Below are 22,564 nucleotides of genomic sequence, written 5' to 3' on the forward strand. Positions count from 1 at the left end.
TCGTCGGGTGTCCAGCGGGCATACCTCGCGGTCGGCGGTCGTTGTGCCGACAGTAGACTCGGAGGCTCCAGACTCGTAGGCGCCGAGAACCGGGGGAGGAGGGGACCATGGCCGAGCCCACCACGCCGGACTCGCCGACGTCCGCAGTTCCTCCCGAGCGCGCTCCGGAGGCCGAGGCTGGTGGCGGCTCGCCCGGCGAGCCCGCCCGGGTCATGGCGATGCCCGCCCCCCGCGCACCGGGGAACGAGGCGCCGCCGACGCCGTCGAGCCGCGTCCGCTCACGTCTCGTCCGGTTCGGCACCCGCCCGTCCGCCGCGTCGCCGGTGCTCGAGCCGCTCATGGTCGCCGTCCGCGCCAACCAGCCGCGCGCCGACGTCAGCCTTCTCGAGCGTGCCTACGCCACGGCCGAGGAGGCGCACCGGGGGCAGACCCGCAAGAGCGGAGACCCGTACATCACCCACCCGGTCGCCGTCGCGACGATCCTGGCCGACCTCGGGATGACCGTCCCGACGCTGGCCGCCGCGCTGCTGCACGACACCGTGGAGGACACGGACTACTCGCTGGAGAAGCTGCGCGAGGAGTTCGGCGAGGAGATCGCCGGCCTGGTCGACGGCGTCACCAAGCTCGACCGGGTCTCCTACGGCGACGCCGCGCAGGCGGAGACCGTGCGCAAGATGGTCGTCGCCATGTCGCGCGACATCCGCGTGCTCGTCATCAAGCTGGCGGACCGCCTGCACAACGCGCGCACCTGGCGGTTCGTGCCGCAGGAGTCCGCGCGCCGGAAGGCCCGCGAGACCCTCGAGATCTACGCGCCGCTCGCCCACCGGCTGGGCATGAACACGATCAAGTGGGAGCTCGAGGACCTCGCGTTCGCGACGCTGTACCCCAAGGTCTACGAGGAGATCGTGCACCTCGTCGCCGAGCGGGCTCCCGCCCGGGACGAGTACCTGTCGGTGGTCCGCGAGCGCGTCGTCGCCGACCTGCGCAGCGCCAAGGTCAAGGCCACGGTGACCGGCCGGCCGAAGCACTACTACTCGATCTACCAGAAGATGATCGTGCGGGGCCGCGACTTCGCCGACATCTACGACCTCGTGGGCGTCCGTGTGCTCGTCGACACGGTGCGCGACTGCTACGCGGCGCTCGGTGCCCTGCACGCGCGATGGAACCCGGTCCCGGGCCGGTTCAAGGACTACATCGCGATGCCCAAGTTCAACATGTACCAGTCGCTGCACACGACGGTGATCGGGCCGGGCGGCAAGCCCGTCGAGATCCAGATCCGCACCCACGACATGCACCGACGCGCGGAGTACGGCGTCGCCGCGCACTGGAAGTACAAGGAGAACACCAAGAACGGCGCGGGCGCCGAGGGCGCCGGCGAGATGGCCTGGCTCCGCCAGCTCATCGACTGGCAGCAGGAGACCGCGGACCCGACCGAGTTCCTGGACTCCCTGCGCTTCGAGATCCGCGGGCAGGAGGTCTTCGTCTTCACGCCCAAGGGCGACGTGATGGCGCTGCCCGCAGGCTCGACCCCTGTCGACTTCGCGTACGCGGTGCACACCGAGGTCGGCCACCGGACCATGGGCGCCCGGGTCAACGGGCGCCTCGTCCCGCTCGACTCACCCCTCGAGAACGGCGACGTCGTCGAGGTGCTGACGTCGAAGTCCGAGGCCGCCGGGCCGAGCCGGGACTGGATGACGTTCGTCAAGAGCCCGCGCGCGCGGAACAAGATCCGGCAGTGGTTCTCCAAGGAGCGCCGCGAGGAGGCCATCGAGCACGGCAAGGTCGCGATCGCGAAGGCGATGCGCAAGCAGAACCTGCCGATCCAGCGGCTCCTCACGCACGAGGCGATGGTCACTCTCGCCAACGAGATGCGCTTCGCCGACGTCTCGTCGCTGTACGCGGCGATCGGGGAGGGTCAGGCGTCCGCGGCGACGGTCGTGCACCGGCTCGTGCAGTCGATGGGCGGCGAGCAGGGAACCGAGGAGGACGTCGCCGAGACCGCGCAGCCCGGCCGGCAGCCGCGGGTGCGGACCGGAGACGCGGGCGTCGTGGTCAAGGGCGTCACGGATGTCTGGGTCAAGCTGGCCAAGTGCTGCACGCCCGTCCCCGGTGACGAGATCGTCGGCTTCATCACCCGCGGGTCGGGCGTCAGCGTGCACCGAGCGGACTGCGGCAACGTCGAGGGTCTGCGCGCGCAGCCCGAGCGGCTCGTCGAGGTCGAGTGGGACGTCGGCCCGAACACGCTCTTCCTGGTGCACATCCAGGTCGAGGCGCTGGACCGGGCGCGTCTGCTGTCGGACGTCACGCGGGTGCTGTCCGACCACCACGTGAACATCCTGTCGGCGACGGTGACGACGAGCCGCGACCGGGTCGCGATGTCGCGGTTCATCTTCGAGATGGCTGACCCGACCCACCTGAACTCCGTCCTCGCCGCCGTGCGGAAGGTGGACGGGGTCTTCGACGTCTATCGGATCACGGGTTCCCGGGCCTCGGAGATGCCGAGCCTCACGTGAGCGCACGAAGGAGGGGGCGGACCGTTCGGTCCGCCCCCTCCTTCGTGCGCTTCTCGGAGCGACTCAGCCGCGCGACTCCGCGGCGGCGCGCTCGACCTGCTCGAGCCACGCCCGCCGGGCGGACAGCGACTCCTCGATCTCGGCGACCTTCCGAGCGTCGCCCTTGGCACGCGCCTTGTCGAGGTCGGCCTCGAGCGCGGCGATGGCGGAGACGAGCTGGGCGGCCGCACCTTCGGCGCGCGCACGCGTCTCCGGGTTGGTGCGTTGCCAACGGCTCTGCTCGGCGTCGCGGACGGCCTGCTCGACCGCGCGCAGGCGGCCCTCGACGCGCTGGACGTCCGCACGCGGGACCTTGCCGATCTTCTCCCAGCGGTCCTGGATCGCGCGGAGCTCGCTCTTGGCCGCCGCCAGGTCCTTGACGGGCACCAGGCGCTCCGCCTCCTCCAGGAGCGCCAGCTTGAGCTCGAGGTTCGCACCGAACTCGGCGTCGGTCGTGCGGTGGTGCTCGTCGCGCGCGGCGAAGAACGCGTCCTGGGCGGCGCGGAACCGCGCCCACAGTGCGTCGTCGTCCTTGCGGTTGGCACGACCGGCCGACTTCCAGCGCGCCATGAGGTCGCGGTAGGCCGCCGAGGCGCCGCCCCAGTCCGTGCTCGTGGCGAGGGCCTCGGCCTCGGCGACGATGCGCTCCTTGACCTCGCGCGCGCCGGCGTTCGCCTTCTCCAGCTCGGCGAACCAGCGGCGACGCTCACGGTCGAACGTGGAACGCGCGTGGCTGAACCGCTTCCAGAGGGCGTCCTCGGTGGTCCGGTCGAGACGCGGGCCGCAGCGCTGCGCCTCCTTCCAGGAGTCGAGGAGCACGCGGAGCTGCTCACCCGCCGGACGCCACTGCATCTTGGCCGGGTCGGTGGCGGCGATCTTCTCCGCGGCCTCGACCATCGCCTGGCGCGCCTCGGCCGCCGCCGCCTTCGCAGCGGTGCGCTCGGCCTCGACGGCCGTCCGACGGGCGTCGGCCCGCTCGCGCAGCGTCGCGAGCCGGCGCCGCAGGGCGTCCAGGTCACCCACCGCGGCAGGGGCCTCGAGCTCGGCCGTGAGGTGCTCGAGCGTGGAGTCGATCTCCTTCACGCCCAGGTCGGTCGCCGCGAGCCGGGCCTCGAACAGGCCGATCTTGGCGTGCAGGTCGGCGTAACGGCGCACGTAGAACGCGAGCGCCTCGGCCGCAGGGGTGTCGGGGTACTGGCCGACCTCCCGCTCGCCGGCCTCCTCCCGCACCCAGACGCGGCCCTCGTCGTCCACCCGGCCGAAGGTCGCCGCGTGCAGCGCGTCCTCCTCCGACAGGTCGGGCGGCGGCGGCACCGCCGGCGCGATGCGGCCGGTGATCGCGGGGGTCACCCGGCCACGCTTCGGCGGGCGCGGGACGGCGCGCGGCGACGGCGGCGCCGGCTTGGGCGTCTGGGCGTCGGCGGCGACCGCCTCCGGCGCGGTGGCGGGCTCGGACGCGTCCTCGTCCGCCGGCTCGGTGACCGGCTCGGATGCCGCGTCGATCGCGGCCGCCTGCTCGATGATGCCCTCCTCGGGCGTCACGTCGTCGGTGCTCTCGGTCTGCGGGGTCGGGTCGCTCACGTCGGCCGTCGCCTCCTCCGGCGCCACGGGGGCCGGCTCGTCGGTGGGCACCGGCTCGTCGCCGGCGCCGGACTCCACCGCCGTCGGCATGGCAGCCTCGGCCGCCTCGCCGCCCGGCTCGATGAAGGTCTCGTCCTCGCTCGTCGCGTGGTTCGCGTTCTCGCTCACTCGACCTCCAGCCCTTCGATCGTCACGGTGGTCACGGGCTGCTCGGTGCCCTCGACCACGCCGGCCTCGGCCACCGCGGTCAGCACGTCCATGCCCTCGACGACGCGGCCGAAGACCGTGTAGCCGCCGGCGCCGTCGGCGGGGATCGTCGAGTCCTCGTAGACGAGGAAGAACTGGCTGCCGTTGCTGAACCCGTCGTTGCCGACCCGCGCCATCGCGAGGGTGCCTGCGGGGTAGACGTCGTCAGCGGGCGCGTTCTCGATCGGGCCGAACCGGTAGTCGGGCCCGCCCGTGCCGGTACCCGTGGGGTCGCCGCACTGGAGGACGAAGATGCCCGCGGTGGTGAGCCGGTGGCAGCTGGTGCCGGTGAAGAAGCCGTCGCGGCTGAGCGAGACGAACGAGGCCACCGCCTGGGGCGCCGCGGCGCCGTCGAGCTCGAGCACGAGGTCGCCGGCCGACGTGGCCACCCGGGCGGTCCACGTGCGTCCCTCGGCGATCGCGGGATCGGGGACCTCGGGCCCGTTCGACTGCTCGGGGGTCGGCTCGTCGCTCGGCTCCGAGGGCTCGGTGCTGGGGTCCGCCGGTGCCGACGCGGTCGGCGTGGGCGCGCTCGACGACCCGTCGTCGCCCGTCGCGTCGAGGACCAGCCAGACGACCGCCGCGAGCAGGATCGCACCGAGCACGGAGCCGATGACGATCATGCGGCGACGCTCGCGCGCGCGGACCTCCTGCTGGTGGGCCAACCACTTCTCGTACCGCCGCCGCGCGTACTCGCGCTGCTGCTGCTTCGAGGACACCTCGGACTCCCGTTTCTGCCGTCGTGGGCGATCGCGGGCACGACCCGCGGGCCGGAGGACGCCGGGGCGCGCCGCCGAGCCTCGCACAGTCTAGGCAAGGCGCCCGGGCCGGACGGACGCTGGGGGCCTCCTGGACGTCACGGTCTGGTCTCGGCGGCCGCCGCTACGCTTGCCGGGTGCTGATCAGGACGCTTGCCGCCCCCCTGCTCGGCGCCAGCTGCCACGTCGTGCCGGACGGCGACGGCTGCGTCGTGGTCGACCCGGGCGCTGGCGTCGCCGACCAGGTGCGCGACGCCGTCGCGAGCGCCGGGCGCAGGCCGCACGCGATCCTGCTCACCCACGGGCACCTCGACCACACGTGGTCCGCCGCGGAGCTGTCCGAGGAGTGGGCCGTCCCCGTCCTGGTGAACGAGGACGACGCCTACCGCCTCGCGGACCCCGTCGGAAGCCTCGGGCCGCTCGGCGCGCAGCTCGCGGCCATGGCGGGCCAGCCGGCCGGCCCGCCGGTGCCGACCCGGCTGGAGACGTTCCGGGCGGACGTCGACATGCCCTCCGTCGTCGTCGGGCAGGTCCGGGCGCTGCACGCCCCGGGACACACCGAGGGCTCCACCGTCTACCTCGTCGACGGTCCCGGCGCGGAGGCGTTCGCCCTCACGGGCGACGTGCTGTTCGCGGGGACCATCGGCCGCTGCGACCTGCCGGGGGGCGACGACCACGCGATGGCGGCGACGCTGCGGCGACTCGCTCGGCTCGACGCCGCCACCCACGTCCTGCCCGGTCACGGGCCGTGGACGACGATCGGCGACGAGCTCGCCACCAACCCGTACCTGTCCGCGTCGCGCTGAGCACCCACCCGCACGAAGGAGCATCCATGGCCCGCCCCACCCCGCTGTCCGGGTTCCCCGAGCTGCTGCCGGCGGAGCGCGTGGTCGAGCAGCACGTCCTCGACACGATGCGCCGCACGTTCGAGCTGCACGGGTTCGCGGGCATCGAGACGCGCGCCGTGGAGCCGCTGGACCAGCTGCTGCGCAAGGGCGAGACGAGCAAGGAGATCTACGTCCTGCGCCGGCTCCAGGAGGAGGACGCCGAGCCTGCCGCGGGCGGGCAGCGCGAGGCCGAGCGCGGCCTGGGCCTGCACTTCGACCTCACGGTGCCGTTCGCGCGCTTCGTGCTCGAGAACGCCGGGCACCTGCAGTTCCCGTTCCGCCGCTACCAGATCCAGAAGGTGTGGCGGGGGGAGCGGCCGCAGGACGGCCGGTTCCGCGAGTTCGTCCAGGCCGACGTCGACGTGGTGGGCGCCGGTGAGCTGCCCGCGCACTACGAGGCGGAGCTGCCGCTGGTCATGGCCGACGCCTTCGCCGCACTCGCGGACGTCGGTGTGCCGCCGGTGCGGATCCTCGTCAACAACCGGCGCGTCATGGAGGGCTTCGCGCGGGGCATCGGGCTCGACGACGTCGACGCGGTGCTGCGCAGCGTCGACAAGCTCGCGAAGGTCGGGCCGGAGGCCGTGGCGGCCCTCCTGGCCGACGAGGCCGGCGCGAGCCCGGCCCAGGCCGCGGCGATGCTCGAGCTCGCCGCGCTCCGTGGCGAGGACGCCGGTGTCGTGGACCGGGTGCACGAGCTGGCGGCGCGGCACGGCGCGGCGAACGAGCTGCTCGACCAGGGGCTCGCCGAGCTGGGTGCCCTGCTCGAGGTGGCGGCCCGCCGGGCACCGGGCCGGGTGGTGGCCGACCTGGCGATCGCGCGCGGGCTCGACTACTACACGGGCGCGGTCTACGAGTCGGTGCTCGTGGGCCACGAGGACCTCGGCTCCATCTGCTCCGGCGGCCGGTACGACGCCCTGGCCTCCGACGGCACGACGACCTACCCGGGCGTGGGGCTGTCGATCGGCGTCTCGCGCCTGGTCTCGCGGCTGCTGTCCGCGGGCCTGGTGCGGGCGACGCGTGGCGTGCCGAGCGCCGTCGTGGTCGCGGTGACGAGCGAGGAGACCCGGGCGGAGAGCGAGGCCGTGGCGGCCGCGCTGAGGGCCCGCGGCATCCCCGTGGAGGTCGCCCCGTCCGCGGCCAAGTTCGGCAAGCAGATCCGCTACGCGGACCGGCGCGGCGTGCCCTTCGTGTGGTTCCCGGCGTCGTCGGCGGGCGACGACGGCGCGATCGGGCACCAGGTCAAGGACATCCGCAGCGGCGAGCAGGTCCCGGCCGACGCCGCGACCTGGGAGCCGCCCGCGCAGGACCGCTTCCCGCGCGTCGTCCCGGGCACGCCCGCGCAATAGCCGGCGGGCTGCGCGCCGGACTCACCCGGCGCCTCGACCCTCCTCCGAATCCGCTCGACGCCGCCCACTAGACTCGTCGCGCGCCGTTCGGCGCAGACCGCCTGCCCCGGAAGGACCTCCGTGCTGCGTACCCACCACGCCGGCTCCCTGCGAGCCGAGCACATCGGCCAGACCGTGACGCTCACCGGCTGGGTGGACCGTCGCCGCGATCACGGCGGCGTCGCCTTCATCGACCTGCGTGACGCCACGGGCATCGCCCAGGTCGTGATCCGGGACGAGGCGGTCGCGCACGGCCTGCGCGCGGAGTACGTGCTCAAGGTGACCGGCGTCGTCGGGCGTCGGCCGGAGGGCAACGAGAACCCGAACCTGGCCACCGGCGAGATCGAGGTCCCCGCGGACGAGGTCGTGGTGCTCAACGAGTCCGCGCCGCTGCCGTTCCAGGTGTCGACCGCCCTGGACGAGCAGGTGGGCGAGGAGGCGCGCCTCAAGTACCGCTACCTGGACCTGCGCCGTCCGCGCACGGCTCACGCCATGCGCCTGCGCGCCAAGGTCAACGCGGCCGCGCGTGCGGTGCTCGACGGCCACGACTTCGTCGAGGTCGAGACGCCGACGCTGACGATCTCCACGCCCGAGGGCGCACGCGACTTCGTGGTGCCGGCGCGGCTCGCGCCCGGCTCCTGGTACGCGCTGCCGCAGTCGCCGCAGCTGTTCAAGCAGCTGCTCATGGTCGGCGGCCTCGAGCGCTACTACCAGATCGCCCGCTGCTACCGCGACGAGGACTTCCGCGCCGACCGGCAGCCGGAGTTCACCCAGCTCGACGTCGAGATGAGCTTCGTCGAGCAGGACGACGTCATCGCGGTCGCCGAGGAGGTCCTGGTCGCCCTCTGGCACCTCATCGACTACGAGATCCCGACGCCGATCGCCCGGATGACCTACCTCGACGCGATGGCGCGGTACGGCACCGACAAGCCCGACCTCCGCTTCGGGCTCGAGCTCGTGGAGCTGACGGACTACTTCCGCGACACACCGTTCCGGGTGTTCCAGGCCCCCTACGTGGGCGCCGTCGTGCAGCCGGGCGGTGCGTCGACGCCGCGCCGCGGCTTCGACGCGTGGCAGGAGTGGGCCAAGCAGCGCGGCGCCCGCGGCCTGGCCTACGTCACGGTGGGCGAGGACGGCGAGCTCGCCGGGCCGGTCGCCAAGAACCTGTCCGACGCCGAGCGCGCGGGTCTGGTCGCGGCCGTCGGGGCGTCGCCGGGCGACGCCGTGTTCTTCGCCGCGGGCAAGGCGTCCGAGGCGCGGGCGCTGCTCGGCGCCGCGCGTCTGGAGATCGGCCGCCGGGGTGGCCTGATCGACGAGGACGCCTGGTCGTTCGTCTGGGTGGTCGACGCGCCGCTGTTCAAGCCGACCGGTGAGGACGACGACGTCGCCGTCGGCGGCGGGTCGTGGACCGCGGTCCACCACGCCTTCACGTCCCCGACGCCCGAGTGGGTGGACCGGTTCGAGGAGGACCCGGGCAACGCCCTGGCGTACGCGTACGACATCGTCTGCAACGGCAACGAGATCGGCGGTGGGTCGATCCGTATCCACCGCAAGGACGTCCAGCAGCGGGTGTTCGACATGATGGGCCTCGGCCCGGATGAGGTGCAGCGCCGGTTCGGCTGGTTCCTCGACGCGTTCGCGTACGGCGCCCCGCCGCACGGCGGCATCGCGTTCGGCTGGGACCGCATCCTCACGCTGCTCACGCGATCGGAGTCGATCCGCGACGTCATCGCCTTCCCGAAGTCGGGCGGCGGTTACGACCCGCTCACCGGCGCGCCGGCGCCGATCACGGCGCAGCAGCGCAAGGAGGCGGGCGTCGACGCGGTGCCGGAGAAGCCCGCGTCGCAGTCCTGACGTGGCCGGTTCGGTCCGGGACCTGCCGGCGCCCTGGCGCGACGAGCCGTACCTCGTCATGTGCCACGGGCGCTCGACGGTGGCGGTGGCGTGGCACGACGACGACGCCCTCGTGGTGCTCCTCGAGGGGAGCGGCCGGGATCCGGGCGTGATCGGGGTCGGCGACGCGGACGCCGTCGGACGGCTGCTCGACGGCGCGGTGACGGCGCTCGGGCCCGCCCGGTGGGCGACGCTGCCCCGGGGCTCCTGGGAAGCGGCCGCCGACGGCACGCGAGCCGCGTTCCCCGGCTGGGAGGCGGCCAACAGCTGGGACTGCATGTGGACCGACCGCCCGCTGGTCGGGATCAGCGACCATGCCGTGGAGCGCCTGCCGGCCGGCGTCGAGCGCGTCGACGCGGAGATCGCCGAGGCCCTCGACCGCGCGCACCCGACAGCGAGCACGCGCCCGGGCGACCCCCGCCTCGAGGGCTGGTGGGCCGTCCGGGAGGAGGGCCGGCTGGTCGCCGTCGTGGGCGCCATCCGGTTCGCGCCGGGGCTGGCGCCACACCTGGTGTCCCTGGGCGTCGACCCCGCGCACCGCGGGCGAGGGCTCGCCGGCGCGGTCCTGGCTGCCGCGGTCAGCGACGGGCTGCTGGCCCCGACGCTGGTGGGGCCACCGATGGTCGGCCTCGGCCTGTACGCGGCGAACGACGTCGCGCGGCAGGTGTACGTCCGGCACGGCTTCGTGCTCGGTCACCGGTTCGACTCGCGGCCCGCGCACCGCGACTGAGGCGCGCGGGCGCCGGACGGCGTCAGGTGACGGGGAGCGAATCCGCCGGTTCGGATCCGCCGCGGGGCTCGACGACCGCGTCTCGCGGCTCGGCGCCGTCGGCCCGCGCGGCGAGGTCTCCGCGCAGCCGGTCCAGCTCCGCCTCGTGCGCGGTACGGAACCAGCGCACCTCCGCCGCGTGCTCCGCCTCCAGACGGGCGACGTCGGCCGTGTGGTCGGCGCGGACGCGGCCGAGCTCGGCCTGGTGGTCGGCGCGCAGCGAGTCGAGCTCGGCCTGGTGCTGCGACAGGAGACAGGCCACCTCCGCGTCGCGCTGGCTCTCGAGGCGTGCCCGGTCCGTGTCGTGCTGCTCGGAGAGCTGGGCGACCTCCGCGCGGTGCTCCGCGCGCACCGCCTCGACCTCCGCGTGGTGCTCCGCCCGGGCGGCCGCGAGCTCGGCGACAAGGGCTTCCTCGCGCTCCCGGTGCTCCGCGCCGCGGCGGGCGAGCTCGGCATCGCGCTGGGCCAGGAGCCCCTCGACGATCCGCGACCGTTCGGCCGTCTCGAGCGCCGTACGCAGCGTCTCCGCGAGTCCGGACGCCTCGAGCGCGGCCAGGGCGAGCTCCGTGCGCGCCTGGCGCTCCGTGGGCCGCAGCTCCTCCCAGCGCCGCGAGAGCATCGACTCGTAGCGCGCCTTCTCGTACAGCTCGGCGAAGTGCTCGGGTGTCATCACAAGATCGTAAACGGCGTGTAACGGCGTCCACGACGCCTGAACGGGGGACCTTGGTCCTAGTCGCGGTGGCCGGTCACCAGCGCGTCGGGGCGGCGTCTGTCCCGAGAGGCCGCTGTGCCGCGCCGGCGGCTCGGGCTCACCGCCGGCCCCGGGCTGGGCGCGCGCCGCCTCGTCGGCCACCCGTGCCGCGGCCGCGCGTCGCCACACGCGTGCGAGGAGCGGGATCGCGGCGGCCACGGTGGCGACCAGCGCGACGAACGCCACCGCGCCCCGCGGGTCCGGCGTGCCGCCGGGGTTCAGCCGGGCCACGACGGCCCAGCCGAGGTAGCCGACGACGACGGCCGTCGCGACCGAGAGCCACTCCGCCCGACGGCGACGCAGGCGGGCGTCGCTCTCCGTCGGCCGGCGCGGCGTGGCCACCCGGAGCGCCGAGAACGCCAGGAGTGCGCCCAGGACGAGAAGGACGAGCTGGCGCGCCACTAGTGCACGAGCCCGAAGCGCTCGTGCAGGCGGCGCAACGGCCCGGGTGCCCACCAGTTCGCCCTGCCGAGCAGCGTCATGGTCGCCGGCACGAGCAGCATGCGGACCAGCGTCGCGTCGATGAGCACGGCGACGGCCAGGGAGAAGCCGACCTCCTTGATCACCAGCAGCTTGCCCAGGATGAACCCGACGAAGACGACGATGATGATCGCCGCAGCCGAGGTGATGATGCGACCGGAGCGCTGCAGCCCCACCCTGACCGCGGTGTCGTTGTCCATGCCCGCGTCGTGCTGCTCCTTGATCCGCGAGAGCAGGAAGACCTCGTAGTCCATCGCCAGGCCGAACGCGAACGCCAGGACCAGGGCCAGCACGTAGGTCTCGATGCCGCCCGTGGACCGGAAGCCGAGGAGGCCCTCGAGGTGGCCGTCCTGGAAGCCCCACACGAGGACGCCGACGGTGGCGGCGAGGGACACGACGTTCGTCAGGAGCGCCTTGATCGGGATCAGGACAGAGCCGGTCATGAGGAAGAGAAGGACGAGCGTGGCGGCGGCGACGACCCCGAACGCCCACCAGGCGCGTGCCACGAGGGCGTCGACGAAGTCGATCTGGTTGGCCGCCTGCCCCGTCACGACCACGGGGAAGGGGGCGGCCGCGGCACGAACCTCGTGGACGACCTCCGACGCCTCGGGCCCGCCGGGGTCGGGTGACACCGGACGCACCCCGACGTAGACGTAACCGCCGAGCGGGGTGGGCGGGTCCACGGAGGCCACCCCTGGCAGGTCGGCCAGGCCCGCGCTCCACCGGCCGACCTGCTCCAGCGGGCCCTCGGCGATGACCTGCACGGCGGGCGCGGCCGAGCCCGGGTACTGCGCCGCGATCTCCTCGACGTACGCGCGCTGGTCGGAGCCGAGCGGCAGCAGCTCGATCGTGGAGTTCCGCAGCGAGAGGTCCGCCGCCGGGGTCGCGAGGAAGGCGAGGGCGCCGAGGGACCCGGCGAGCACGAGCCACGGGTGACGCTGGACGCGCCGGGCGAGCCGGGAGAACAGCCCTTCAGTGGCCGTGACGTCCCCGGTGCGCTCGACGACGGTGCGCAGCCCGGGGATCCTTCCCACCAGCCCGGGCCGCAGCAGCCGCCGGCCGGCCAGCCGGAGCACGGCGGGCACGAGCGTGAGAGCGGTGGTGAGCGCGACGAGCACGACCAGCGCCCCAGCGGTGCCGAACGACCGGAGGATCTCCGGCTCGAACACGACGAGCCCGGCCACCGAGATCGCCACGGTCAGGGCGGAGAACGCGACGGTGCGTCCGGCGCTGCGCATGGTGGCGCGCAGGGCCTCCTCGACGGCGCCGTCGCCCCTCCGCCGACGCACGGCCGCTCCGCCGTCGTCGTCCGTCAGCCGGTGCAGCTCCTCGCGGAAGCGGGACACGATGAGCAGGCCGTAGTCGATGGACAGGCCCAGGCTCAGGATCGTCACCACGTTGATGACGCTCGAGTCGAGGTCCATCAGGTACGACAGGCCGTGCACGGTGCCCAGGCCGGCGGCGATCGAGGCGATCGCCCCGATCATCGGCATCGCGGCGGCCAGGAAGCCGCCGAAGACGAGGACCATCACGACGAGGGCGACCGGGAGCGAGACCGCCTCGCCGATGCGCAGGTCGTCCTCGACCTGGGTGCGGATCTCCTCGACGATCAGCGAGGTGCCGCCGACGCGTCCCGTGACGTCGCGCCCCGTGGACAGCTCGGCCGGCAGGGCCCGCAGGAGCGCCTCGACCTGGTCGAGCGCAGCGGATGCGCGGTCCTCGGGCAGCGCGTGCTCCAGCTCGACCACGACGAGGAACCCGTCGCCGTCCGCTGCGAGGAGGGGAGCCGCGGCCGGGCTCGTCGGCCCCTCGGGCACGACGTACGGGTCGATGACGCTGGCGACGCCCGGGACCGCGGCGAGCTGGGCGTGCAGGATCTCCATCGGCCGTTCGAGGCCGGGCGCGGCGGGGGCGACCCCGCTCACCGTGAGCGTCAGGCTCTGCCCCGTCGTGGACGCGTCGGCGATGATCGCGTCGCCCCGCGCGCTCTCCGACCCGGGGACACCGGGTGCCCCCGTCTCCAGGCGCTCGAAGACGGTCTCGCCGCCCACACCGAGCGACGCGAGCGCGAAGCACGCCCCCGCAGCGACGACCCAGGCCAGCACCGTGGTCCACGGACGACGGGCGATCGCACGGCCGAGGAGGTCGAACACACCTGCAGCATCCCAGGTCGCGTCCCCCGGACGCACGTGGATGCGACCGTAGGCTGCGCTCCATGGACCTGTTCGACGCCGTGAGCTCGACCCCCGAGGGCTTGCCGGGCGTCGGCGCGACCGCTCCGCTGGCGGTCCGCATGCGCCCGCGCGGTCTCGACGAGGTCGCCGGTCAGGAGCACCTGCTCGAGCCCGGTTCGCCCCTGCGCAGGCTCGTGGAGCCCGCGGACGAGGGGGCGCGCCGGGCGGCGCCGTCGTCGGTGGTGCTCTGGGGACCGCCGGGCACGGGCAAGACCACGCTCGCCTACCTCATCGCGACGAGCTCAGGGCGGCGGTTCGTGGAGCTGTCCGGCGTGGCCTCCGGGGTCAAGGACGTCCGCGCGGTCGTCGAGGAGGCCCGGCGCCGGCTCGCCACGGGTGGTGCGGAGACGGTCCTGTTCATCGACGAGGTGCACCGGTTCTCCACGACGCAGCAGGACGCGCTGCTGCCCAGCGTGGAGAACCGCTGGGTGACGCTGGTGGCGGCGACGACGGAGAACCCGAGCTTCTCGGTGAACGCGCCGCTGCTCTCGCGCTCGCTCCTGCTGACGCTGCGGCCGCTGACCGACGACGACATCCGCGCGCTGGTGCGCCGTGCGCTGGCTGACGAGCGCGGCCTCGCCGGCGCGGTGGAGCTCGACGACGAGGCCGAGGCCCACCTCGTGCGGCTGGCCGGGGGCGACGCCCGTCGGGCGCTGACGGTGCTCGAGGCCGCTGCCGGCGCTGCGCTGGAGGGCACGCCGTCGACGGCCGCAGGCTCGGGCGGAGGCGGCGCCCCCGTGGTGGACCTGGCGACGATGGAGCGGGCAGTCGACGTCGCGGCCGTCCGCTACGACCGCGCGGGCGACCAGCACTACGACGTGACCAGCGCGTTCATCAAGTCGATGCGCGGGTCCGACGTCGACGCGGCGCTGCACTACCTCGCCCGCATGGTGGTCGCGGGGGAGGACCCGAGGTTCATCGCGCGCCGCATCGTCATCGCTGCGGCCGAGGAGGTCGGCATGGCCGACCCGAGCGCCCTGTGGACCGCGGTCGCGGCCGCCCAGGCGGTGGCGCTCATCGGTATGCCGGAGGCCCGGATCATCCTGGCGGAGGCCGTCGTCCACGTGGCCACTGCGCCGAAGTCGAACGCCTCCTACGTCGCGATCGACCGGGCCATCGCCGACGTCCGGGCCGGTCGCGCCGGGCCCGTCCCGGCGCACCTGCGCGACGCCCACTACGCCGGGGCCGAGCGGCTGGGGCACGGCAAGGGGTACACCTACGCCCACGACGAGCCGCACGCGGTCGCGCGCCAGCAGTACGCCCCCGACGAGCTGGTCGACGCCCGGTACTACCAGCCGTCCGACCGTGGCCAGGAGCGGGAGGTCGGTGCACGGCTCGCCCGGATCCGCCAGATCCTGCACGACGACGTGGGCCGGTGAGAGCGCCGCGCGTCGTGCGGTAAGATCGACCGGTTGTCCGCCAGCGGACGACGGGCCGCCGCACGTCGGCAGCCACCTGGGGACCTCAGCCAGCACCACCGAAGGTTGGTCCCACACCCGCCGGGAGCTCCCCGCAGCGGGTCGTGCCATGTCGAACAGGAAGCAGGAGCATGACCAAGGTCACTCGTGCGCGCCGCCAGGTGCGCCTCTCGCGCGCCCTCGGGATCGCGCTGACCCCGAAGGCCGTCCGTCACTTCGAGAAGCGGCCCTACCCGCCGGGCGAGCACGGCCGCGCCCGCCGTCGGACCGAGTCCGACTACGCCGTCCGCCTTCGCGAGAAGCAGCGTCTGCGCGCGCAGTACGCGCTGCGCGAGAAGCAGATGGCCCGTGCGTTCGAGGCCGCCAAGAAGGCCCCGGGCCAGACCGGTGAGAACCTCGTCGAGATCCTCGAGACCCGTCTCGACGCGCTCGTGCTGCGCGCCGGCTTCGCCCGGACGATGCTCCAGGCCCGCCAGGTCGTCGTCCACCGGCACGTGCTCGTCGACGGCAAGATCGTCGACCGCCCGTCCTTCCAGGTGAAGCCCGGCCAGACGCTGCAGATCAAGCCGCGCAGCCAGACCAGCGCCCAGTTCCAGGTCGCCGCCGCCGGCGCCCACCGCGACGTCCTGCCGGCCGTCCCGGGGTACCTGGACGTGCAGCTCGAGAAGCTGTCGGCCGTCCTGCTGCGTCGCCCGCTGCGCGCCGAGGTCCCCGTGACCTGCGAGGTCCAGCTGGTCGTCGAGTTCTACTCGCGCTGACCCGCGCACCGCTTCGCGTCCGCCACGCCCCGCACCCCCACGGGTGCGGGGCGTCGGCGTCGGTGGAGCGAGCGTCCGAGGTCGGTAGTCTCGGGCGCGGAGCAGGGCACGGGCATGGTTCACGAGCTGGAGGGTCGCTGATGTCGGTCGGAGACGTCGCAGGTCTGATCGCCGCGGTCGCGTTCGGTGCGCTCGTCGGGTTCCTGGCCCTTCCGCTGGTGAAGCTCGGCAAGGTGTTCGACGCCGCGACCCAGTCCGTCAAGGACGTCACGGAGCACACCCTGCCTGTCATCGACGAGACGGCGGCCACGATCGCTGGCACCAACGCACAGCTCGCGAAGGTCGACACGGTGACCACGGCGGCCGCCGAGATCACGCAGAACGCGTCCGCGCTCACCGCACTCGTCGCGGCGACCGTGGGCCGCCCCCTCATCCGTCTCGCGGCCTTCTCGTACGGCGTGCGCACCGCGCTCGGCGGCTTCGCCCAGAAGGTCACGGGCAAGGGCTCCGGGAAGGCTCAGGCCTGATGCGCCGGCTGTTCTGGATGGGCCTCGGCGCGGTGGGGGCGGTGGTCGTGGTGCAGCGCGCACGCAGCGCCGTCAAGCGGCTGCCGGACACCGTGGCCGAGGCGGTGACGGCACAGGTCGGTCAGGCCGGTCAGCGGGCGTCGTCCGCGCTGCACGAGGCGGTCGACGTGTTCCGGGCCGCCCGCGCCGAACGCGAGACCGAGCTCGTGACCGCGCTGCTGGTCGAGCCGGAGGGCGGCACCGAGCGCCGGCCGCGGACGGCCCGGGCCGAGCCTCCGGCGTCGCGCGGCGACCGGGGCGACGAGGTGTGGGACGACGACCCCTGGGGCCCCGCCGACGACGAGGACTAGCGCGCCCGGCCCCGCGAGCACGAGAACATCAGGCACCACGAGCAGGACCCGAGAGGACATCATGCGCACCGCAGAGATCCGCCGCCGCTGGCTGGACTTCTTCGCCGAGCGGGGACACACGGTGGTGCCCTCCGCCTCCCTCATCTCCCCGGACCCGTCGACGCTCTTCACGATCGCCGGCATGGTGCCCTTCATCCCGTACATGCTCGGGCAGCAGGCGGCGCCGTGGCCGCGGGCCACCTCCGTCCAGAAGTGCGTGCGCACGCAGGACATCGAGGAGGTCGGCAAGACCACCCGGCACGGCACGTTCTTCCAGATGAACGGCAACTTCTCGTTCGGCGACTACTTCAAGCAGGGCGCGATCGAGTACGCCTGGGAGCTCGTGACGGGCTCGCAGGCCGACGGCGGCTACGGCTTCGACCCGGACAAGATCTGGGTGACCGTCTACCACGAGGACGACGAGGCGGCGGCGCTCTGGCGGAAGATCGCCGGCCTGCCCGACGAGCGCATCCAGCGCCGCGGCAAGAAGGACAACTTCTGGCACACGGGTCAGCCGGGCCCGGCGGGCCCCTGCTCGGAGATCTACATCGACCGCGGGCAGCAGTACGGCCCCGACGGCGGCCCGGTGGTGGACGAGGACCGGTTCCTGGAGATCTGGAACCTGGTCTTCATGCAGTACGCCATCGAGGACGTCCGGGCCAAGGACGACTTCACCGTCGTCGGTGACCTGGCGCAGCGGAACATCGACACCGGCATGGGTCTCGAGCGCGTCGCGTACCTGCTCCAGGGCGTCGACAACATGTACGAGATCGACGAGGTCTTCCCGGTCATCGCCGCGGCCCAGGAGCTGTCGGGCAAGCGGTACGGCGCCGACCACACCGACGACGTCCGGATGCGCGTCGTGGCCGACCACGTGCGGTCGGGCCTCATGCTCATCGGGGACGGCATCACCCCGTCCAACGAGGGCCGCGGCTACGTACTGCGGCGTCTGCTGCGCCGCAGCGTGCGGGCGATGCGGCTGCTCGGGGTCGACGAGCCGGCCCTGCCGCACCTGCTGCCCGTCTCGCGCGACGCCATGGGGGCCTCGTACCCCGACCTGGTCCGCGACTTCGACCGCGTCTCGCGGATCGCCTACGCCGAGGAGGAGGCGTTCCGGCGGACCCTCGTCTCGGGCACCACGATCCTCGACGTCGCGGTCGCCGACGTGAAGAAGGCGGGCGGCACCACGCTGCCGGGCGACCGGGCGTTCCAGCTGCACGACACGTACGGGTTCCCGATCGACCTCACGCTCGAGATGGCGGCCGAGCAGGGGCTGCGCGTGGACGAGGCGGGCTTCCGCGACCTGATGCTCGCCCAGCGCGAGCGGGCGCGCGCCGACGCGAAGTCGAAGAAGGGCGCGCACAAGGCGATGACCGCCCTGCGGGGGCTCGCCGACGCCGGCCCCACCGAGTTCACGGGCTACCACGAGCTGGGCACGGCCTCCACGGTGCGCGGCATCGTGCGCGGGGAGGACCTCGTCGAGGTGGCGAGCGAGGGGGACGTCGTCGACGTCGTGCTCGAGCGGACGCCCTTCTACGCGGAGTCCGGTGGTCAGGACTCCGACGCGGGCGTGATCGTGACGGCGGACGGTGGCCTCCTCGAGGTCCTGGACGTCCAGAAGCCCGTCAAGGGCCTGATCGTGCACACCGTCCGGGTGGCCAACGGCGAGGTGCGCGCGGGCGCCGAGGTGTCGGCCGAGGTCGACCGGGAGTGGCGGCTCGGGGCGCGCCAGGCGCACTCCGGCACGCACGTGGTGCACGCCGCGCTCCGCGAGGTGCTCGGCCCGACCGCGCTCCAGTCCGGTTCGTACAACAAGCCCGGGTACCTGCGGCTGGACTTCGCCTGGAACCAGGCGCTGTCCGCGCAGGCCCGCAGCGAGATCGAGGACGTCGCGAACCGCGCCATCCGCGAGGACCTGCGTGTGAAGTGGCAGTACATGCCGCTCTCGGAGGCCAGGTCGTGGGGCGCGATCGCGCTCTTCGGCGAGACCTACGACGAGACGAACGTGCGCGTCGTGGAGATCGGCGGCCCGTGGTCGCGCGAGCTGTGCGGCGGTACGCACGTCGAGCACTCCAGCCAGATCGGGCTGATCGCCCTGACCGGTGAGTCCTCGGTCGGCTCGGGTGCGCGGCGCGTCGAGGCGCTCGTCGGGCTCGAGGCGTTCCACCACCTCGCCCGCGAGCGCGCGCTGGTCGCCACGATCACCGAGACGCTCAAGACCCGGCCCGAGGACCTGCCCGAGCGTGTCGCCGGCCTGCTCGCGCGGCTGCGTGAGGCCGAGAAGGAGCTCGCTGGTGTGCGCCGGGAGCGCTTGCTCGCCTCCGTCCCCGCCGTCGTGGCGACCGTGGCGCAGGCGGGACCGGCTCGGGTCGTGGCGCACGACGCCGGCGCGGTCGCGTCGGCGGACGACCTGCGCACGCTGGCGCTGGAGGTGCGTGGTCGGCTGGGCGAGGAGGCCGCCGTCGTCGCCGTCGGTGGCGTCGCGGGGGAGCGCCCGGTGGTCATCGTCGCGACGAACGCGGCCGCGCGCGAGGCAGGGCTCAAGGCCGGTGCGCTCGCACGGACCGCGGCCGGCGTCCTCGGCGGTGGGGGCGGCGGCAAGGACGACGTCGCACAGGGCGGCGGCGCGGACCCCACGCTGCTGCCGGCTGCGCTCGGCGCGCTCGTCGGCGCCGTCGGCGGGGCGCGTGGCTGACGCCCCCGGCGGTCGCGGGCCTGCCTCCGGGCCGGCCCGCGGCGTCCGGTTGGGCGTCGACGTGGGGGAGGTCCGGATCGGGGTGGCGCGTAGCGACCCCGACGGGCTCATCGCCACGCCGGTCGAGACGGTGCAGCGGCGACCGCAGGACGCCGCGGACCTGGCGCGCCTCGTGGAGATCGTGTGCGAGTCCGGTGCCGCTGTCGTGTACGTGGGCCTGCCCCGCACGCTTGCCGGGCGGGAGGGGTCGGCAGCCCAGGCCGTTCGCACCTATTGTGGTGCGCTGGCGCAGGCGGTCGCTCCCGTGGCGGTGCGGCTCGTGGACGAGCGGCTCAGCACGGTCAGCGCCCACCAGGCGCTCCACGCGGCCGGCCGGCCGGGACGCAACCACCGCGTCGTCGTCGACCAGGCCGCGGCGGTGGTGATCCTGCAGGCTGCCATCGACGCGGAGCGTGTGTCAGGGGCACGGGTAGGTGAGGCGGTCGTCGGGCCAGGCACCGACGGCGGAGAAGGTGAAGCGGAGCCGACGGCGGCCCAGGGCCAGCCAGGCGATGGAGGGACCGACCGGATGGACACCACGAGGCGCGGGGAGGCGGCGCGATGAGCGACCTGTTCCTGGACGAGATCGTCCAGCCCGATGTGCCCCGCGACCACGCGCGTCGCTCCGACCGACGTTCGGACCGCGCCGAGCGCGACCGGCGGCGCAAGCAGCGGCGGCGCAAGAACATCACCGCCCTGGTGGTCGTCCTCGTCGTCCTCGCCGGCATCGGCTTCGCCGTGTGGAAGCTCGGCATGCCCCTGATCGAGGACCTCCGTGGCGCGCCTGCGGCGAGCACGGACGACTACCCGGGTCCCGGGACGGGCGAGGTCGAGGTCTCCATCCCCGCGGGTGCGACGGGCGCGGCGATGGCCCAGATCCTCGTCGACGCCGACGTGGTCGCCAGCACCGGCGCCTTCACGGAGGCCTTCGCGGCCAACCCGGACGCCCCCGGCATCCAGCCGGGCACCTACCGGCTGTCGCTGCAGATGCGTGCGGCGGACGCGGTGGCGGCGCTGATCAACTCCGAGAACCGCGTCGTCACGCGCGTGACGATCGTCGAGGGCTTCACGGTCAAGCAGATCCTCGAGCGGCTGGCCTCGGTGACGGGCACGCCGATCGAGGAGCTGCAGGCGGTCGTGGCGGACCCGGCGGCGATCGGTCTCCCGCCGGAGGCCGGCGGGAACGCCGAGGGCTGGCTCTTCCCCGCGACGTACACGTTCGAGCCGGGGCAGACGCCCGCCGAGATGCTCGGCGCGATGGTGGCGCAGACGATCAGCGTGCTCGACGAGCGCGGTGTCCCGGCCGAGGCGCGACAGGCCGTCCTCACGAAGGCCTCGCTCGTCGAGGAGGAGTCGCCTGGCGGCGAGGTGAGCGCGATGATCGCCCGGGCGATCGAGAACCGGCTCGCGGACGGCATGCGGCTGGAGATCGACGCGGCCGTGGCGTACGGCGCGGGCATCTCCGGGACGCAGATCACCGACGAGGTCAAGGCGACCGACACCGCGTACAACCTCTACATGCACGCGGGGCTGCCGCCGACGCCGATCGCCTCGCCCAGCGCGGCGTCGATCGACGCGGTCCTGGCGCCGGCCGACGGTCCCTGGCTCTTCTGGGTCACGATCAACCACGAGACCGGGGAGACCCGGATGGCGGTGACGTACCCGGAGCACCGGCAGAACGTGGCGCTGCTGCGCGAGTGGGAGGCTGCGAACGGCGGCGACGACTAGGTGGTGCGTGCCGCCGTCCTGGGGCACCCCATCGCCCACTCGCTGTCGCCGGTCCTGCACCGTGCCGCCTACGCGGAGCTCGGTCTCGACTGGACGTACGACGCGATCGACGTCACCGAGGCGGAGCTGCCGGGGCTCGTGCGCGGTCTCGACGCCACCTGGGCGGGCCTCAGCCTGACCATGCCGCTGAAGCAGGCGGTGCTGCCCCTGGTCGACCACGTCGAGCCGCTGGCCGAGGTCGTCGGCGCGGTGAACACCGTCGTCGTGCAGCGCGGGGGCGCGCGCCCGACGCTCGTCGGGGCGAACACCGACGTGCATGGCATCGCCGCGGCCTTGGCGGAGGCGGGCGCCGGGGCGGCTGTCGGGGCCGACGACCGCGGCGCCCTCGCCGGCCTCGGACAACCGGGCGAGGTGGGCTCTGCCGTGGTGCTCGGCGCCGGCGCGACCGCTGCATCGGCGCTAGCGGGGCTCGCCCACCTGGGCACGACCGCCTCCACCCTGCTCGCGCGCTCGGTGGCGCGCGCGGGGGGCACCCTGCGGGCCGCGCACCGGATGGGTGTGGACACCACCGTGCGGACGCTCGCCCCCGTGGACCGTGCGCTGGAGTTCATCAGGGCCGCGCCCGTCGTCGTCTCCACCCTGCCGCCGGGGGCCGCGGACGAGCTCGCGGGTGCGCTGGTGCGTGCGTCGCTCCCGGTCCGGGGCGTCCTCCTGGACTGTGCGTACGCCCCGCGCCCGACGGCGCTGGTCGCCGCGTGGCGCGCGGCCGGGGGCCGGGCGGTGACGGGGGAGCGGATGCTGCTGCACCAGGCCGGCGAGCAGGTGCGGCTGATGACGGGCGCGCCCGCGCCGCTCGCCGCGATGGACCGCGCGCTGACCGGTGCGCTCGACGCCGGGGCGCGGTCCGCGACGACCCGTTGAGCGCGGCGGCGCGCCCCTGCTACCTTCCGGGCAGAACGGTGCGGAACCGGACGACCCGGACGCCATGCGCACCGTCGCTGATGCAGGGGGAGACCATGGCTCGACACGTCGTCCGCGCCCTCGCGGCGCTCGTCCTCACGTCCGCGTCGCTCCTCGGAGGTGGGATCGCCGTCGCGGCCCCGACGACGGCGCCGCCGCCGGACGGCCCGCTCGGCACCCCGTTGCGGCCCCTCAGCCGCGCGGGCCAGGCCGAGGTGTCGTTCATCAGCGACGGGTGCACGCGCACCGTGCTGCGGTACGGCTCGCGCGGGCAGTGCGTCACGCAGCTGCAGATGACGCTGTACGTGCTCTACAGCGAGCCGCTGAAGTTCGACGGGAGCTACGGACCTGCGACGACGGCCGCGGTGTACCGGGTGCAGGCGCGCTACGGCCTCACCTACGACGGGATCTGCGGCCCGCAGACGTGGGCGAAGCTGGTGTGGGCGCACAACCAGGCGCGCAACGGGCTGCCGTACTGACCGAGCCCGCTCGGTCGTCGGACTGATCAGCCGAC

The 22,564-nt window shown here is 74.0% G+C and carries 18 protein-coding genes; 14 read left to right on the plus strand and 4 right to left on the minus strand.

Annotated elements, in window-relative coordinates; all coding sequences use genetic code 11:
- The first annotated feature begins 212 nt into the window (after positions 1–212).
- Entirely contained in the window at positions 213–2,513 is a 2,301-nt protein-coding gene (locus AFE02nite_RS02825) for a RelA/SpoT family protein (protein WP_034244394.1), read from the plus strand.
- 63 nt (positions 2,514–2,576) lie between these two features.
- On the opposite strand, the gene AFE02nite_RS02830 is transcribed toward AFE02nite_RS02825, so the two are convergent.
- A complete protein-coding gene (locus tag AFE02nite_RS02830) occupies positions 2,577–4,301 on the minus strand; it encodes a DUF349 domain-containing protein (protein WP_307726032.1) in 1,725 nt (574 codons plus the stop codon).
- Positions 4,298–5,098 (minus strand): peptidylprolyl isomerase, encoded by an 801-nt coding sequence (locus AFE02nite_RS02835; RefSeq protein ID WP_034247917.1) that lies wholly within the window; start codon positions 5,096–5,098, stop codon positions 4,298–4,300. The genes AFE02nite_RS02830 and AFE02nite_RS02835 overlap by 4 nt, the downstream gene beginning before the upstream one ends.
- Before the next feature lie 176 nt (positions 5,099–5,274).
- On the opposite strand from AFE02nite_RS02835, the gene AFE02nite_RS02840 reads away from it, so the two are divergent.
- The 4 genes from AFE02nite_RS02840 (at position 5,275) to AFE02nite_RS02855 (ending at position 10,032) form a co-directional block, all read left to right on the plus strand.
- Positions 5,275–5,943 carry an MBL fold metallo-hydrolase gene (locus tag AFE02nite_RS02840; protein ID WP_034247915.1) on the plus strand — a complete coding sequence of 223 codons (669 nt, stop codon included), beginning with the start codon at positions 5,275–5,277 and terminating at the stop codon, positions 5,941–5,943.
- Between the two features lie 26 nt (positions 5,944–5,969).
- The gene (hisS, locus tag AFE02nite_RS02845; protein WP_034247914.1) at positions 5,970–7,370 is read left to right on the plus strand and encodes a histidine--tRNA ligase; all 1,401 of its coding nucleotides are present in this window, start codon (positions 5,970–5,972) and stop codon (positions 7,368–7,370) included.
- 120 nt (positions 7,371–7,490) lie between these two features.
- Entirely contained in the window at positions 7,491–9,263 is a 1,773-nt protein-coding gene (gene aspS / locus AFE02nite_RS02850) for an aspartate--tRNA ligase (RefSeq protein ID WP_146819039.1), read from the plus strand.
- A gap of 1 nt (position 9,264) precedes the next feature.
- Positions 9,265–10,032 carry a GNAT family N-acetyltransferase gene (locus AFE02nite_RS02855; RefSeq protein WP_052113937.1) on the plus strand — a complete coding sequence of 256 codons (768 nt, stop codon included), beginning with the start codon at positions 9,265–9,267 and terminating at the stop codon, positions 10,030–10,032.
- A gap of 22 nt (positions 10,033–10,054) precedes the next feature.
- Here AFE02nite_RS02855 and AFE02nite_RS02860 read toward each other — a convergent pair whose 3' ends face one another.
- Positions 10,055–11,224, minus strand: coding sequence for a hypothetical protein (locus AFE02nite_RS02860; protein ID WP_146819040.1), 1,170 nt, complete (start codon positions 11,222–11,224; stop codon positions 10,055–10,057).
- Positions 11,224–13,455, minus strand: coding sequence for an MMPL family transporter (locus tag AFE02nite_RS02865; RefSeq protein ID WP_034247701.1), 2,232 nt, complete (start codon positions 13,453–13,455; stop codon positions 11,224–11,226). Before AFE02nite_RS02865 ends, AFE02nite_RS02860 begins: the two co-directional genes overlap by 1 nt.
- Before the next feature lie 62 nt (positions 13,456–13,517).
- On the opposite strand from AFE02nite_RS02865, the gene AFE02nite_RS02870 reads away from it, so the two are divergent.
- From AFE02nite_RS02870 to AFE02nite_RS02910, 9 genes are all read left to right on the plus strand, one after another.
- Entirely contained in the window at positions 13,518–14,915 is a 1,398-nt protein-coding gene (locus AFE02nite_RS02870) for a replication-associated recombination protein A (RefSeq protein WP_034247699.1), read from the plus strand.
- A gap of 170 nt (positions 14,916–15,085) precedes the next feature.
- A complete protein-coding gene (gene rpsD, locus AFE02nite_RS02875; RefSeq protein ID WP_034247698.1) occupies positions 15,086–15,712 on the plus strand; it encodes a 30S ribosomal protein S4 in 627 nt (208 codons plus the stop codon).
- A gap of 140 nt (positions 15,713–15,852) precedes the next feature.
- Entirely contained in the window at positions 15,853–16,239 is a 387-nt protein-coding gene (locus AFE02nite_RS02880) for a DUF948 domain-containing protein (RefSeq protein ID WP_034247697.1), read from the plus strand.
- Positions 16,239–16,589: a hypothetical protein gene (locus AFE02nite_RS02885; RefSeq protein ID WP_052113880.1), complete on the plus strand. Its 351-nt coding sequence runs from the start codon at positions 16,239–16,241 to the stop codon at positions 16,587–16,589. Before AFE02nite_RS02880 ends, AFE02nite_RS02885 begins: the two co-directional genes overlap by 1 nt.
- Positions 16,590–16,650: 61 nt before the next feature.
- The gene (alaS, locus tag AFE02nite_RS02890; RefSeq protein WP_146819042.1) at positions 16,651–19,323 is read left to right on the plus strand and encodes an alanine--tRNA ligase; all 2,673 of its coding nucleotides are present in this window, start codon (positions 16,651–16,653) and stop codon (positions 19,321–19,323) included.
- Between the two features lie 82 nt (positions 19,324–19,405).
- Positions 19,406–19,927 carry a Holliday junction resolvase RuvX gene (gene ruvX, locus AFE02nite_RS02895; RefSeq protein WP_407643062.1) on the plus strand — a complete coding sequence of 174 codons (522 nt, stop codon included), beginning with the start codon at positions 19,406–19,408 and terminating at the stop codon, positions 19,925–19,927.
- A complete protein-coding gene (mltG, locus tag AFE02nite_RS02900) occupies positions 19,924–21,090 on the plus strand; it encodes an endolytic transglycosylase MltG (RefSeq protein WP_034248536.1) in 1,167 nt (388 codons plus the stop codon). The genes ruvX and mltG overlap by 4 nt, the downstream gene beginning before the upstream one ends.
- Complete coding sequence (locus AFE02nite_RS02905; protein ID WP_146819044.1) at positions 21,091–22,011, plus strand: shikimate dehydrogenase; 921 nt, start codon at positions 21,091–21,093, stop codon at positions 22,009–22,011.
- Positions 22,012–22,106: 95 nt separating this feature from the next.
- The gene (locus tag AFE02nite_RS02910; RefSeq protein ID WP_146819046.1) at positions 22,107–22,529 is read left to right on the plus strand and encodes a peptidoglycan-binding domain-containing protein; all 423 of its coding nucleotides are present in this window, start codon (positions 22,107–22,109) and stop codon (positions 22,527–22,529) included.
- The last annotated feature ends 35 nt before the right edge of the window (positions 22,530–22,564 follow it).

The organism is Actinotalea fermentans (genome assembly GCF_007991475.1).
GTDB lineage: Bacteria > Actinomycetota > Actinomycetes > Actinomycetales > Cellulomonadaceae > Actinotalea > Actinotalea fermentans.

Coding starts and splice junctions, on each gene's coding strand:
- alaS (WP_146819042.1), top strand. CDS start 16,651: ATGCGCACCGCAGAGATCCGCCGCCGCTGGCTGGACTTCTTCGCCGAG.
- rpsD (WP_034247698.1), top strand. CDS start 15,086: ATGACCAAGGTCACTCGTGCGCGCCGCCAGGTGCGCCTCTCGCGCGCC.
- mltG (WP_034248536.1), top strand. CDS start 19,924: ATGAGCGACCTGTTCCTGGACGAGATCGTCCAGCCCGATGTGCCCCGC.
- AFE02nite_RS02910 (WP_146819046.1), top strand. CDS start 22,107: ATGGCTCGACACGTCGTCCGCGCCCTCGCGGCGCTCGTCCTCACGTCC.
- AFE02nite_RS02825 (WP_034244394.1), top strand. CDS start 213: ATGGCGATGCCCGCCCCCCGCGCACCGGGGAACGAGGCGCCGCCGACG.
- hisS (WP_034247914.1), top strand. CDS start 5,970: ATGGCCCGCCCCACCCCGCTGTCCGGGTTCCCCGAGCTGCTGCCGGCG.
- AFE02nite_RS02880 (WP_034247697.1), top strand. CDS start 15,853: ATGTCGGTCGGAGACGTCGCAGGTCTGATCGCCGCGGTCGCGTTCGGT.
- AFE02nite_RS02885 (WP_052113880.1), top strand. CDS start 16,239: ATGCGCCGGCTGTTCTGGATGGGCCTCGGCGCGGTGGGGGCGGTGGTC.
- AFE02nite_RS02870 (WP_034247699.1), top strand. CDS start 13,518: ATGGACCTGTTCGACGCCGTGAGCTCGACCCCCGAGGGCTTGCCGGGC.